Annotated in this window: 12 protein-coding genes; 9 read left to right on the top strand and 3 right to left on the bottom strand. The window is 44.7% G+C overall.

Going from position 1 to position 14533, the window contains the following annotated elements; genetic code table 11:
- Window position 1 precedes the first annotated feature (1 nt).
- Window positions 2-868: a LysR family transcriptional regulator gene (locus ABMY42_RS01360; protein ID WP_005451305.1), complete on the bottom strand. Its 867-nt coding sequence runs from the start codon at window positions 866-868 to the stop codon at window positions 2-4.
- A gap of 107 nt (window positions 869-975) precedes the next feature.
- Here ABMY42_RS01360 and ABMY42_RS01355 point away from each other — a divergent pair, with 107 nt between their 5' ends.
- From ABMY42_RS01355 to ansB, 3 genes are all read left to right on the top strand, one after another.
- Window positions 976-2232, top strand: a complete 1257-nt coding sequence (locus ABMY42_RS01355) for an adenylosuccinate synthase (protein WP_009699225.1) — start codon at window positions 976-978, stop codon at window positions 2230-2232.
- A gap of 670 nt (window positions 2233-2902) precedes the next feature.
- Window positions 2903-4390, top strand: a complete 1488-nt coding sequence (locus ABMY42_RS01350; RefSeq protein WP_349265880.1) for an EAL domain-containing protein — start codon at window positions 2903-2905, stop codon at window positions 4388-4390.
- A gap of 338 nt (window positions 4391-4728) precedes the next feature.
- On the top strand, window positions 4729-5793 hold the full coding sequence (gene ansB / locus ABMY42_RS01345; RefSeq protein WP_349265879.1) for an L-asparaginase 2: 1065 nt from the start codon (window positions 4729-4731) through the stop codon (window positions 5791-5793).
- Window positions 5794-5869: 76 nt separating this feature from the next.
- On the opposite strand, the gene ABMY42_RS01340 is transcribed toward ansB, so the two are convergent.
- On the bottom strand, window positions 5870-6706 hold the full coding sequence (locus ABMY42_RS01340) for a pyruvate, water dikinase regulatory protein (RefSeq protein WP_005451298.1): 837 nt from the start codon (window positions 6704-6706) through the stop codon (window positions 5870-5872).
- Window positions 6707-7054: 348 nt separating this feature from the next.
- On the opposite strand from ABMY42_RS01340, the gene ppsA reads away from it, so the two are divergent.
- The 5 genes from ppsA (at window position 7055) to ABMY42_RS01315 (ending at window position 13113) form a co-directional block, all read left to right on the top strand.
- Window positions 7055-9424 (top strand): phosphoenolpyruvate synthase, encoded by a 2370-nt coding sequence (gene ppsA, locus ABMY42_RS01335; RefSeq protein WP_349265878.1) that lies wholly within the window; start codon window positions 7055-7057, stop codon window positions 9422-9424.
- A 185-nt stretch (window positions 9425-9609) separates the two neighbouring features.
- Window positions 9610-10389 carry a hypothetical protein gene (locus ABMY42_RS01330; protein WP_005451293.1) on the top strand — a complete coding sequence of 260 codons (780 nt, stop codon included), beginning with the start codon at window positions 9610-9612 and terminating at the stop codon, window positions 10387-10389.
- A gap of 117 nt (window positions 10390-10506) precedes the next feature.
- The gene (locus ABMY42_RS01325) at window positions 10507-11328 is read left to right on the top strand and encodes a LuxR family transcriptional regulator (RefSeq protein ID WP_050925687.1); all 822 of its coding nucleotides are present in this window, start codon (window positions 10507-10509) and stop codon (window positions 11326-11328) included.
- Between the two features lie 81 nt (window positions 11329-11409).
- Complete coding sequence (gene tyrS, locus ABMY42_RS01320; RefSeq protein WP_272760347.1) at window positions 11410-12666, top strand: tyrosine--tRNA ligase; 1257 nt, start codon at window positions 11410-11412, stop codon at window positions 12664-12666.
- Between the two features lie 138 nt (window positions 12667-12804).
- Window positions 12805-13113 carry a Dabb family protein gene (locus ABMY42_RS01315; RefSeq protein ID WP_272760536.1) on the top strand — a complete coding sequence of 103 codons (309 nt, stop codon included), beginning with the start codon at window positions 12805-12807 and terminating at the stop codon, window positions 13111-13113.
- Here ABMY42_RS01315 and ABMY42_RS01310 read toward each other — a convergent pair.
- Window positions 13110-13469 carry a DUF6559 family protein gene (locus ABMY42_RS01310; RefSeq protein WP_272760346.1) on the bottom strand — a complete coding sequence of 120 codons (360 nt, stop codon included), beginning with the start codon at window positions 13467-13469 and terminating at the stop codon, window positions 13110-13112. The two genes, ABMY42_RS01315 and ABMY42_RS01310, sit on opposite strands and share 4 nt — an antisense overlap.
- Window positions 13470-13598: 129 nt before the next feature.
- Here ABMY42_RS01310 and ABMY42_RS01305 point away from each other — a divergent pair, with 129 nt between their 5' ends.
- Window positions 13599-14480 carry a LysR substrate-binding domain-containing protein gene (locus ABMY42_RS01305; protein ID WP_349265877.1) on the top strand — a complete coding sequence of 294 codons (882 nt, stop codon included), beginning with the start codon at window positions 13599-13601 and terminating at the stop codon, window positions 14478-14480.
- The last annotated feature ends 53 nt before the right edge of the window (window positions 14481-14533 follow it).

The raw sequence follows: 14533 nt of genomic DNA, 5'->3' as shown, positions 1-14533 counted from the left end.
ATTACCCCACCACAGACACATTATCAGCCACCCATTTAAGAAGTTGTTTTGCGGCTTTGGACAGCACTTGGTTTTGGCGCACTATGTAGCCAAAATCTGTGTTGGGGAAACTAGGTAATGGCGTGACTTCTCGCGAGAGTTTCAACCTTGGGTCGAGGGAGAAGTCAGGTACAATCGCAGTTCCAAATCCGGCTTCAGCCCAATCTATTTGAGCTTCAACACTGCCAACTTCCATGACCCTATGCCTAGGAAGATTTAGCTCTGGTAGAGACGCGTCAATCAACTCGCGCGTTCGGGTGTCGTGACCGAGCAAGATCAATGTTTGGTTCTCTTCACTGTTTTCTCGCCAATCAAAGATGTTATCGCCGAAAGCACACCAATGAATTTGAGTAAGTGACGTAAAGTGCAATGGTTGGCTCTCTTTCTGCGCAATAACAAAGCCGATGTCTGCACGAGCACTTTTTACCAAATCTACCGCTTGTGATGATGTAGTGTTGAACAGCGCCAAATCAATTCCAGGATATTCACTTTTAAACTGTTGAAAAGGCTTGATAAGTAATAGGCGCGAGACAATATCACTCGCTGCAATCGAGAGCGTTCCTTGCGTTAAGTCATTGATGGCATTGAGGTCGGATTGGCAGATTTGCAGCTCATTCAGCATGTGTTCGGCAGTGTCTAACAAACGCTTTCCGGCTTGGGTCAATTGCACAGGGTTGCGTTCAATCAACTTAGTGCGAGTGGCTTGTTCTAGCTGTTTGATATGAAGACTCACATTTGGCTGCGTCATGTGCAGTTCAATCGCTGTTTTTCCGAAATGTTTCACTTCTGCCAAGGTGACAAACGTGCGTAACCAGTTCAAATCCAACATAGAAAATTACCCGATATGAATTTCTTATCAAGTTAATGAGTATAATTAATTTCTCTTATTCATGCGAGCATCCTAAGATTTTCCGGTCTGTTTTTGGAGAATGAATTATGTCGTCTATCGTTGTTGTGGGTGCAAACTGGGGTGATGAAGGCAAAGGCCGCATCGTTGACTTTTTGGCAGAGCAAGCTTCTGCAAGCATTCGTTTCCAAGGTGGTAACAACGCGGGTCATACCGTAGTTAACGACCTAGGTACGTTTAAGCTACACCAGCTACCAAGTGGCGTTTTCAACCCTGACTGTTTGGCAGTATTAGGTCCGGGTATGGTAATCAGCCCAGCGTCGCTGTCTCAGGAGATTGCGGAAGTTGAAGAAGCGGGCGTTAAAGTGAACATGTGCATCTCTGATCGCGCAACACTGTGTCTACCTCTACACGCACTAGAAGATACGCTAGAAGAACAACGCTTAGGCGACAAAGCATACGGTTCAACTCGTCAAGGTATTGCACCTGCATACGGCGACCGTGTGATGAAAAAAGGCATCCTAGTTGGTTGGTTGAAGCAGCCAGAAGTCCTAGTAGAGCGCATCAAATTCTGGATGGAGTGGAAACTTCCTCAACTACGTGCGCTTTACCCAACGTTCGAATTTGAACAAACCGCTGAAGAGATGGCGAGCTGGTTGTTAGAAGTATCTTCACCTTGGCGTGACGCTATCTGCAACGTAACGCTGCCGCTAAAAGAACTGCAAGCAAAAGACCAAACTCTACTGTTCGAAGCGCAGCTAGGTGCAGGTCGTGACCTTGTTTACGGTGAGTACCCATGGACAACATCTTCAAACGTTGTGTCTATGTATGCTGGTATCGGTAGTGGTCTTCCTGCTCTTCGTCCAGAGCGTGTTATTGCGGTAGCAAAAGCGTTCAGCTCATCGGTAGGTACCGGCACACTAATTACTGCAATGGAAGAGCAAGATGCATTCCGTGAACTAGCGGGTGAGTTCGGTGCAACAACAGGTCGTCCACGTGACATGGGTTACTTCGATGCAGTAGCAACGAAGAACGGTGTTGAGCTTCAAGCAGCGACTGAAATCGCACTGACAAAAGTGGACTGTCTGACTGGTCTTAAAGATCTAAAAATCTGTGTTGGTTACGAAGGCGAGCACAGCGAAAACCCAATTTGGCCTCAAACGGCTGCACTAGCACCAATCTACGAGAAGATGGAAAGCTGGAGCGAAGACATTACTGGTTGTCGTAAATTCGAAGAGCTACCAGTCGCGGCACAAAAATACGTTCTACGTATTGAAGAACTGATGGGTGTACCTGTGAAGATGGTATCGGTTGGTCCTGGTCGTGAACAAATGATTATGCGCTAAGACGTGAATTAACACGTCTATTGGCAAGCGGCTTTTATCTTTTCCGGGGTAAAGCCGCTTTTTTTTAGTTTTATCCCGTCATTGTGCGCTTCAAGCACGGTATGCTGTCATTCAGTCATCATCGATAAACTATACGCCCACACAAAGTTACAAATAAAGCTCAAAAGAGAAATAAAAGCTCAGTAAAAAACACCAAAACCTCTCATATTCATGACTATCTCATCATCAAAAACCAGCATTTTCATCGATCATAAATCCAGTATTTAATCTCAAAAACTTCACTCCCAGAAACAAATAAAATCACATCAAAATCACCCTAAGATAATGCAAAAAAATTGTCTTTATCTCAGCCAATTTCTACTCGAACAGGCACGACCAGTTGCCTAAATAGCAACTAAAATTGAATAAACTCGCTTTATGGTCGCCTTATATTTAGATAAGGAAACCCATACTTTTTATTTTAAAATAGTAGTTTATAGATAATTTATAAGATCCAACTCACACTTTGAAATGTTCAATTCCTAAAAATGAGACACTTGTTATAGTTTTACGCAATTACTTGCTGGTAGCACCGATAACTGTGAACAATAAATTCTTTAAAAATCCGTCCAAGAGTTGGAGTGACAACATTGCATTAATAGTTGTTGGTGTACTCTCTTTTAGCATCACTATGCTGGCTTTTATCCCTTTTGCACACCAATATCATAAAAAGCTCACAGAAGAAGCTATCTTGACGATTGAGTCTGAATTTCACGATAACGTGGAGCAGTTAACACACCTGTTAGACGATAACTTTTTTCTTAAGTCGTGCGACGAGCTTATCCATGATCTCAGGACAAGCATTTTTGGTTTGGGCATGGCAAAAGACATTGCCACCTTCGATCAAAACGGAAAAGTGTTGTGCACGAGTAGCGAACGCCACCCGTCTTTCAGTATCTATTCGTCAATATTGACTCGTCTTGGTGACAGTGATGTGCATGCAACATTGGCTTTTACTAAGCGAGCGCTCACCAGCAACCAAGCTCTGATTCTCTTTTTCACCAAACAACAAGGACGAGGAATCAGTGTTGTTTTCCCGAAAGAGGTTTTGGAAGTTCTCGTTAGCGATATATTTCGTTTTGGTGATATGGATTACCGAATCGACATCACAGACAAAACCGCTATAGATTCCATTGCACTCAACCCACTTAGAATGGAACAAGCCAGTTCCGAGATTTTGCCTTTTACCGTCTACTCTGCAATCAGCTATCCATTCTATTTTCAGTTCTTAGGTAGCAAGCTTTGGATTGGGTTGTTGGGAATGGCGTGTGCTTTGATTGTTCACCTATTTTTCTCTTCCAAGAAGTTCGCCAAAAATAGCTTAGAATTCTCTCTTGCTCTTGCCATTAAAGGACGTAACTTAACCGTTCATTATCAACCCATTGTCGATCAACGTGATGGCAGCGTTATTGGTGGAGAGTCACTTGTTCGCTGGAACGATCCAGTACAAGGGTTTATTTCACCAAGTATCTTTATCCCTCTGGCAGAAAAGGTGGGGTTGATCGATCAGATCACTTACCTTGTGCTAGATAAAGTGATCAGCATGATAAGCAGTAACAAGCTTGCGTTCCATGACCGCTACATTAGCGTCAACGTGAGCCGCTCATTGATCCTCAGAGAAGACTTTATTCAAGAGGTTGAATCGCGTCTTAAATATCATTATTTCATTAGTGAGCGTTTGGTGTTTGAAATCACCGAAGAAGCCATCTTCAGCGCGAGTGAACTGGCTGTACTTCGAAAACACTTGGACCGATTAACCGCACTTGGTATCCGAATTGCGGTGGATGATTTTGGTACCGGATATTCGGGTTTAGATTTTATCGGTCAATATTCATTCGACATCATCAAAATCGACCGCGTATTCGTTAACAACCTTGGTAATGGCCAGACGATCCAACCTTTGTTGGAAGCAATCCACACCCTGACAAGAAACCTAAGCATGTCAGTGATTGTCGAAGGAGTAGAAGAGCGAGCGCAATTGCAAGTCTTGCACGATCTCGGTTTTTACAACATTCAAGGGTTCTACTTTTCAAAACCACTACCTAAACCTCTCTTTCTCGATTATTTAGAAGTAAAGCCAACCGTCGCTTTTCAAAAATTCGCACCTGCCGTCAGTTAAGCAGCGATCATCAACCAGCAGTTGAACAAGCAGATTGGTGCTCGTATGGCTAACCAAAGGTAACTCAAGTGAACTGTCACTCCGAGTTCTCTCTCAGGGTCTTTACTTACAAATCAATTAATTACAATTAATCAAATGTTGTCCAGATTACCGGAACATCTCACTTGTTAATGAAGCACGCCAATTAGGTTAAACACTTGATTTAATGTTCTTTAAGTGATTAGTTGATCACGATTTTCATCTGTAAATTGGTGAAGTTGTGCTCAAAAAATCTACTGTTCTGTTTTTAGGATAGATAACGTTTCCCCCAACATCTAACCCAAAAACAGGTGATTCCTATGACCAAAAAGTTTCTCCGCCTCAGTTCGATCACACTTGGTTTGTGCATGAGCTCATTTGCTTTTGCCAATGCCGATTTACCAAACATCAAGATTCTGGCGACTGGCGGCACTATCGCTGGCGCAGGTCAATCTGCGACAGAATCAAATTACACCGCAGGTAAAGTCGGTGTTGATTCGTTGATCGCCGCCGTACCCAATATGACGAAGATCGCCGACATTTCTGGCGAGCAAGTGGTCAGCATCGGCTCTCAAGATATGAATGATGAGGTGTGGCTTAAGTTGGCTAAACGAGTGAATGAGTTACTCGCCCAAGATGACGTGGATGGCATTGTGATTACTCATGGCACTGATACATTAGAAGAGACAGCCTACTTCCTCGATTTAACGGTAAAAAGCGATAAACCAGTGGTTATCGTTGGTGCAATGCGCCCTTCTACGGCAATGAGTGCTGACGGTCCGGTTAATCTCTACAATGCGGTGGTCACAGCAACAGACGAAGATTCTCAAGGTCGTGGTGTACTGGTTGCGATGAATGACACCATCTTTGATGCGCGTGACGTAACAAAAACTAACACAACATCAGTCAGCACTTTCCAATCTCCTAACTTTGGTCCGCTAGGTTATATCCACAACAGTGATGCGAAATATCAAAGAAGCCCGGAACGTAAACACACTACTGAAACAACCTTCGATGTTTCCAAGCTCGATAAGTTGCCACAAGTCGGAATCGTTTATAACTATGCAAATGCGTCGAGCTTACCTGTTAAAGCATTCGTCGATGCGAAGTTTGATGGCATCGTCAGCGCAGGTGTCGGCAATGGTAACTTGTACCACACGGTATTTGATGAGTTAGAAAAAGCAGGCAAAGACGGCATTCTGGTTGTTCGTAGTTCTCGTACGCCTACCGGCTCTACCACTTTAGATGCAGAGGTTGATGATGATAAGTACGGTTTCGTGGCATCAGGTACACTGAATCCACAAAAAGCACGTATTTTGCTGATGCTATCACTGACACAAACCAAAAATTACCAAGATATTCAGAAGATGTTTCAGCATTACTAGGGTCTATTGACCTTTTGAGGTTAAATTTAAGAGGAGGCACAGGTGCCTCCTCTTTTTTTGATTTATTACAGGAAACTTAGCCGAACAAGCGGCGCTTCATCCCTGCTCTTTCAAGAATCCGCGTAGTGATCTCTTCTACAGACAGAGAAGACGTATTGATATACGGAATTGCTTCTCTTCTAAACAACGCTTCTACCGTATCTAGTTCCAGTTTGCATTGTTCCGTACTCGCGTATTCGCTGCCTGATAAGCGGTTCTCGCGAATCTCATTCAAACGTTCTGGATTGATGGTTAAGCCAAACAGTTTGTGTCGATGAATTTCGAACTCCGGCAACAAACGCATCATCTTGACGTCTTCAGCGATAAACGGGTAGTTCACCACACGTAAACCAAACTGCATCGCCATGTAAAGACTGGTTGGAGTTTTGCCACTGCGTGAGACGCCAAGCAGAATAATGTCAGCCTCCTCCAAGCCTTTGAGCGTAATACCATCATCATGAGCAAGTGTGTACTCAATCGCCGCGATACGGTCAAAGTAAGTATCGGAATCTTTGCTCACGCTTCTTGAACGCTGCATCTTAGGCTGAGGAGCCATCTGAATGTCGTCTTGTACCTTTTGCACAATGCTTTCTAGCACGTCATAGCTGTAAGCGGGAGCTTTGAGCAACACTTCACGAATTTCTGGCACAACAATCGAAAAGAAAACCAGCGGTTTCACGCCATCACGTTGGTAGGAAATCTCGATTTCTTTGATGACATCGGCAACTTTGTCTTCACTTTCAACAAAAGGAAAGGTTTTTTCATTAGGAATAAAGGGAAACTGACCCAGAACAACATGTCCTAATGTCTCACATGTTATGGCCGTTCCGTCAGAAACATAGAATACATCACGACTTTGGTTATTTATTTGCATTTTAGTTTAATTTTTCAAATTCATTTGAGTAGGATGGTTTACATAATATTAATAAATGAGTTTGGCTTGCAATTACGTTCCCCACAGCTTTGAAAATTCTTCGGAGTTTTTTTCAGCAAATACGTAATCGTTTGCCTTTCATATCAACCAAGAAAAGTGTTGATACATGTTTGCGTCGGAAAATTCGTTTAAGCCCTAGTTGGGAAGTTGTAGTTAACGCCCCTTATCTACAATGGCTGCTATCAGCCCGAAACTGTGTCTTCAATGACATTGACCTGCAAGGATGCATAACCACTGTTCGAGGTTGGTATTAATCCCTACAAAGCTGCAATGTTTCTGGAGAAAGACATGCAAAAGAACACCCTCTGGTTCAATGGACTATCCATGGATGATGTCGACAAAGTCGGCGGTAAAAATGCTTCACTTGGCGAGATGGTTTCTAACCTAGCCAATGTTGGTGTATCGGTACCAAACGGTTTTGCGACAACCTCGTATGCGTTTAACCAATTCCTTGACCACGAAGGTTTGGATGAGCGTATTCACCAACTACTTGATGAACTGGACGTTGAGGATGTAGAAGCCCTGCGCAAGACAGGTGCCACCATTCGTCAATGGGTATTAGAAGCCCCGTTCCCAGCGGATCTTGAACAAGACATCCGCGATAACTACAAAGAACTGACAGATAATCACCCTGAGATTTCTGTTGCTGTTCGCTCTTCTGCAACTGCAGAGGATCTGCCGGACGCGTCATTTGCTGGTCAGCAGGAGACGTTCCTAAACGTAAAAGGCATTGATGCAGTCTTAGAAGCGACTAAGCACGTTTACGCTTCTCTGTTCAATGACCGTGCAATTTCATACCGCGTACACCAAGGCTTTAACCACCGAGGCATCTCGTTATCGGCAGGCATTCAACGCATGGTGCGTTCGGACAAAGCCTCTTCTGGCGTTATGTTTACCCTAGATACAGAATCTGGCTTCGATCAGGTCGTATTCATCACCTCTTCTTGGGGCTTGGGTGAAATGGTGGTTCAGGGTGCAGTTAACCCTGATGAATTCTACGTTCACAAGCCAATGCTAGAAGCGGGTCAATACCCTATCGTTAAGAAGACGTTTGGCTCTAAGCAGATCAAGATGATCTACTCAAATAGCCAAGAGATTGGCAAGCAAGTTGAGATCGTCGATACCTCTGTAGAAGAGCGCAATGCCTTCTCTCTGAACGATGAAGAGATCAAAGAGCTGGCAAAACAGGCGATGATCATCGAGAAGCACTACCAGCGTCCTATGGATATTGAGTGGGCAAAAGATGGTATCGACGGCAAACTTTACATCGTTCAAGCACGCCCTGAAACCGTATGTTCTCAAAGCGAGCAAAACGTAATTGAACGTTACGAGCTAAGCAACAAAGCAGACGTTTTGGTTGAAGGTCGTGCAATTGGTCAACGTATCGGTAAAGGTCCAGTACGTTTGGTTGACTCTCTAGACCAAATGTCATTGGTCCAAGACGGTGATGTACTGGTTACAGACATGACTGACCCAGATTGGGAACCAGTGATGAAGAAAGCCTCTGCGATTGTTACAAACCGTGGCGGTCGTACTTGTCACGCGGCCATCATTGCACGTGAACTTGGTATTCCGGCTATCGTTGGTTGTGGTGACGCCACCAGCAAACTGACTGACGGTGAGACCGTAACAGTATCTTGTGCTGAAGGCGAAACGGGTTACGTTTACCAAGGCGAGTTGGACTTCGAAGTGAAACGTTCTGCGGTTGATGAGCTTCCACTGCTACCAACCAAAGTCATGATGAATGTGGGTAACCCAGACCGTGCATTCGACTTCGCTCAGATTCCAAACGAAGGTGTCGGTCTTGCGCGTCTTGAATTCATTATCAATAAGATGATTGGTATTCACCCGAAAGCGCTGCTGAACTTCGACGCGCAAAGCGATGAGCTAAAAGCGGAAATCACTGAACGTATCCGTGGTTACAAAGATCCAATCGACTTCTACGTTAGTAAGCTAACAGAAGGCATTGCGACCATCGCGTCAGCATTCTGGCCAAAACGCGTCATCGTACGTATGTCTGACTTCAAATCCAACGAGTACAGCAACTTGGTCGGCGGTAAAGGTTACGAACCGCATGAAGAAAACCCTATGCTGGGCTTCCGTGGTGCATCTCGCTACATTTCTCCAGTGTTTGAAGACTGCTTTGAGCTAGAAACTCAGGCAATCAAGCGCGTTCGTAACGAGATGGGTCTGAAAAACGTTGAAATCATGATCCCGTTCGTTCGTACACCGAGCGAAGCGGCATCGGTTATCGACTTACTTGCTAAGTTCGACCTACGCCGTGGCGACCAAGGTCTAAAAGTCATCATGATGTGTGAACTGCCATCAAATGCGGTACTTGCTGACGAATTTTTGAAGTACTTCGATGGCTTCTCTATCGGTTCAAACGACATGACTCAGCTTACACTTGGTCTTGACCGTGACTCTGGCGATGTTGCACACCTATTCGATGAGCGTAACCCAGCGGTGAAAGCCATGCTACAAATGGCGATCGATGCGGCCACTAAAGCAGGCAAATACGTTGGTATCTGTGGTCAAGGTCCATCAGACCACGATGACCTTGCAGAATGGTTAATGGAACAAGGCATCAGCTCTGTGTCATTGAACCCAGATACGGTTATCGATACTTGGTTGAAGCTGGGTAAAGTGAGCAAATAAGCCACTCTACTCTGTCGATAATATAGCCCTCAAGCTCCTGAGTTTGAGGGCTTTTTACTGTGTCTTAATTATGTCAAACCTACGTGAGTTCGTGACAGCAATCCCAACCCAATAAGCTGATCAATTCTCCCTGTTAAAATTTTCACCTAGAATAAAAGGATATGATTTCATAAAAGAACGGACCTATGAAAAAGCCTCTTGCTCTCATCACCGCATTAACGCTTCTTGCTTCTCCCGCTTATGCCGACTGGGATGACATTTCAAACAGCCTTTCAGACCTAGGAGATGCCGTCTCTGACACTGCTAAAGAAACTTGGGACAGCACCAAAGCCTTCTCCAAACAAGCTTGGGAGGACTTCACCAATTGGTCAGAAGATGCGATTAACACCGCTGGCGAGTGGACCGACGCAAGCATTGAAACCAGTAAAGGTTGGATCGATGAAGCGGACAAGAAGATCACCGAACTGATGGAAGGCGATACACCTCAAGAAGCACGCCAAGCGATTGATCTTATGGCGGATAGCACACTTCTCAAACTGTTCAATGAAGAGCCTAAAGCCAAAGCACTGTACGACAAGGCATACGGCTACGCGGTTTTTGATTCACGCAAACTATCGCTGATGTTCCATACCAACTCTGGCTCTGGGGTTGCGGTCAACAAGTCCACTGATCAACGTACTTATATGAATATGTTTGGTGCGGGCGTCGCTCTTGGCGTTGGTGGTAAGTTCTACCAACAGGTCGTACTGTTTGAAAAAGAAAAAGACTTTAACACCTTTGTCGAAGAAGGTTGGGAAGCATCAAGCGAAGCTTCTTTAGTCGCTGGTGAGGACGGCGAAGAAATGACAGCGCAATTCAACAGCGGCGTAGCAGTATATCAGCTAAACACCACAGGGTTATTAGTTGATGCCAATGTTTCTGGCTCAAAATACTGGGTGAATAAAGAGCTAACCGATTCACAGTAATCTCTTAGTGACAATGATTTATTGAGGGGGAGCACAACGCTCCCCTTTCTGATCACTTTGGGATATCAGCCTGTTGCGTTATGCTTACCCCAACCTTTATCGAACTCCCGAATCACCATGCCCAGCGACGCATTCAACACTCAGCTTGCAGAAACAATATCTGCCCTTAACTCACCAAGCTTTACGCCTAAACTCATGCGCGTGATAGCTTCCCTACTGAGTTTTGATTGCGCAGTGATCCTCGGCTACCGCGAAGGCAAACACCCTATCTATCTGTATGATTCGATTGAAAATGAACGCGAGCTACTGTTCCAGCGTTATCTCACGACTTCTTTTCAAAATGACCCGTTTTATCAAAAACTTAACGCTAACAAAGAACAAGGTATCTTTACGCTCAAAGACGTGGTGAGAAAAGATGTCGCGCGCAACGATCTCGATTATCAAGCCTACTGCGAGCAGTTCTACCATCAAACTGGCTGGAAAGATGAAATCAGCATGTTGGTCGAAATCGAACCGACACGTTGGGTGATGTTCTACTTCGGTTTTATGCAGGACGATAAGCGCTTCACCAAGCCTCAAGTAGCCAAGCTCAAATCTTACTTCGCCATTATTCAGTCTTTGTGCCGACAGCACTGGAAACAAACCGAGTTTACGCTCGCCGAGCCAGTTTTCAGTCCTACCACCTACTCGGGACAAATGCGTACTGCAATTGAATCCGCTCTGGCATCTTTTGGCGAAACTGTCCTCACTAATCGAGAACAAGAAATTGCCGCATTAATCGCGCAAGGCTATGACAGCAAAGAGATTGCAACGCAGCTAGATGTCGTAGAAGGCACAGTCAAGAATCACCGTAAACGCATTTACGCACAACTGAATGTGGCGTCTTTAAGCGAGTTCTTTCAGTTGTTTCTCAACCACCTGATCACTCAATCAAGATAACAAACTGTCCCTTTAGGGATATATCTCGATTCCGCATCGCCTTTTAATCTGAATACAACCGAACCAGATAAAGATAAGACGATGACACTGATTGAAGATTTACAAACTCGCGGCTTGATTGCCCAAGCGAGTGATTTAGACCAAGTTCAACAACTGCTTTCTGAGCCACAAACCTTGTACTGCGGCTTCGATCCAACCGCAGGTAGCTTGCACATCGGTCACCTTGTTCCACTTATTATGCTCAAACGCTTTCAAGATGCAGGACACCAAGCCATCGCCCTGATTGGTGGGGCAACGGGTATGATCGGCGATCCAAGTTTTAAAGCTATAGAGCGCAGCTTAAACTCAGAAGAAACCGTAACAGGCTGGGTAAAAGATCTGTCGAACCAAATTCAACAATTGATGAATAACCAAGTCAGCAAGCCAATGATCATGGTAAACAACGCAGATTGGGTGAAGCAAATTAACGTGATCGACTTCTTCCGCGATGTGGGTAAACACTTCTCCGTGAATACCATGATCAGCCGAGAGTCGGTTAAGCAACGCTTACAACGCCCAGACCAAGGGATTTCATTCACCGAGTTCAGTTACGCACTGCTGCAATCTTACGACTTTGCAGAATTAAACCGTCAGTACGGCTGTCGCTTACAAATCGGTGGTAACGACCAGTGGGGCAACATTGTTAGCGGCATTGACCTTACTCGCCGTCAAAATGGTGAACAAGTATTTGGCTTAACCTTACCTTTGATCACCAAATCCGATGGCACTAAATTTGGTAAAACCGAAGGAGGTGCAGTGTGGCTGGATCCAAGTAAAACCTCGCCTTACGCCTTCTACCAATTCTGGTTATCCGCGGAAGATGCCGATGTTTACCACTTCCTACGCTACTACACCTTCTTGAGTTGCGATGAGATTGCAGCAATTGAAACACAAGACAAAGAGAGTAAAGGCAAACCGCAAGCACAGCGTATCTTAGCGGAACAAATGACAAGCTTTGTTCATGGCGAAAAAGGATTAGCAAGTGCAGAACGAATCACTCAAGCGCTATTTAGCGGTGATGTGCAGCAATTGAGCTTGAGCGAGCTAAAACAGTTGGAACTCGATGGCTTACCGAGCATGCAAAGTGCTGAGCAAGACTTGGTTGAGCTTCTGGTTGAATCCGGTTTAGCTAGCTCAAAACGCGTTGCTCGTGAGCTAATTGGCAACAACGCCATCAGTGTGAACGGCGAAAAAATCGATACAGAAAAACCAAGCTTGAACTTCCCACTATTCGACCAGTACTGGTTGCTTCAACGCGGTAAAAAGCACTTCTGCTTGGTGAAGCGTCTCGAAGGTTAATCGCTCACATCTAACTCCCTCCAAATATAACTAAAGCACGAGCCAAAGTGCTCGCGTTTTAGTTTTCCTATTTTGTGAAGCTAAGAGCTAACTTGAGCGCAGATGCCCGCTATAGTGTTGTTCTTCAAAAACAACAACATGACCAAAGCCATGATCAGACACATTCTACTCATCAAATTTAAAGCTTCTGCCACCAGCGAAAAAATTCAGCAATTACGAGAGCTATTCGAAACCATGCCAACGAAAGTAGAAGGCGTAACCGACGTTGAGTGGGGCTTAAACAACAGCCCAGAAGGAAATAACAAAGACTACACGCACGCCGTGATGATGACATTTTCTGATGAAGCAGGTCGTCAGAATTATCTGCCTCACCCTGAGCACGACGCCTTGAAAGAAGTATTTAGACCTCTGCTTGAAGACATCATCGTATTAGATTACGAGATTTAGTATCGGCTATTCATTCCAAATCGGTGGGACATATCATCATCCATACGTCCTCCCTTCCAGCCGCCAGAGCCCAATAAATTCAACACATCTTGCGCGTTGTAGTCACCACCTTCGAAAAAATCATTGGCGACATCAGTGCGCAGAGACTGAATTTCAGTAGCTTCTTCTGAGTTAACCTCTTCAGGGTTAGCATAAAGCGCTAAAGCAATGTGTTGTTGGCGCTTACTTAACTCAGTTGTACTGCTCTGAACTTGACCAATAGAAAAGTAGTCACGACTGCCATAGCCCTTTATTAGCCTTGCAGACAGTAATTTAATGACCTTTTTGATTCGACGGCGTTGGATAACTCTCAGCACATTAATTCCCTATTTCTATTTGATGACAAGTGACGGTTATCAAAAGTCGCGTTATGTTTTGTGCATAACCTCGTGATGCTTTAGAGTGTCACGGTTTAATACAGTGTTCAATAAGCATGGAGCGCCAGAGTGAAAATTGACGATCTCAAACTGTTCATTAAGGTGGTGGATTTAGGTAGCTTTACCGCCGCAGCCAATGCGCTGGACCTACCACGTGCGAATGTAAGCCGGCGAATTGGAGAGTTAGAACAATCTCTTGGTGCACAGCTATTTCATCGAACAACACGCAGTTTATCGCTCACCAACAACGGCGAGGCGTATTACGAGAATCTGCAAAAAGCACTCACTATGCTCGACTCTGCAAATGAGCAAGTCAGTAACGATACCAATGAGGTCCGCGGTCGAATCAAGCTCGGTTTATTACCTGAAACCGATGAACTAGTGCGCCCTATTCTGTTCGACTTTCACGATCAATACCCTCATGTTGAGTTAGATATTCGTAATATCAACAACGGCTTTCATGATATGTTCCAACAAGGCTTGGATATTGCCTTTCACGGTGGTGCACTATTCGACTCAGATATTGTGGCACGCAAACTGCTGACGCTCGACCGATGCTTGGTCGCCTCCCCGAGCTACCTACAAACCCATGGAACGCCGGAAACGCTAGAGCAATTAAAAACGCATCAATGCGTGTGCTTCCGTTGGCCAAATGGCGACATTGATAATGTCTGGCATTTTCAAGAACAAAGCGTACAACTCAGTCCCAAGCTTATCTCGAATAACATCGGTTTTATTAAAAACGCCACCATCTTAGATCGCGGCATTACTTTTATGCCCAAACTACTCGTAAAACGTGAATTAGAATCGGGCACTTTGGTCCAATTATTGTCACAGTATTCGGTAACAGAAGAGTCTGGCTGGCTACTCTCCCCCCAACCTAAAACCCTAAGCCAAGCGAGTCGATTACTTATTGAGCATCTAATTAAAGAAATCCCCAAATTGGTTTAGATACATTATTGTCTCATTTTTTGAGACAGTGAGTCTCAGAGTCGAGTAATTAT

The sequence above is a fragment of the Vibrio sp. SSH13-20 genome (assembly GCF_040104475.1).
Taxonomy (GTDB): domain Bacteria; phylum Pseudomonadota; class Gammaproteobacteria; order Enterobacterales; family Vibrionaceae; genus Vibrio; species Vibrio harveyi.
The sequence above is the reverse complement of the archived record's forward strand: the minus strand, read 5'-3'. Positions and strand labels throughout refer to the sequence as shown.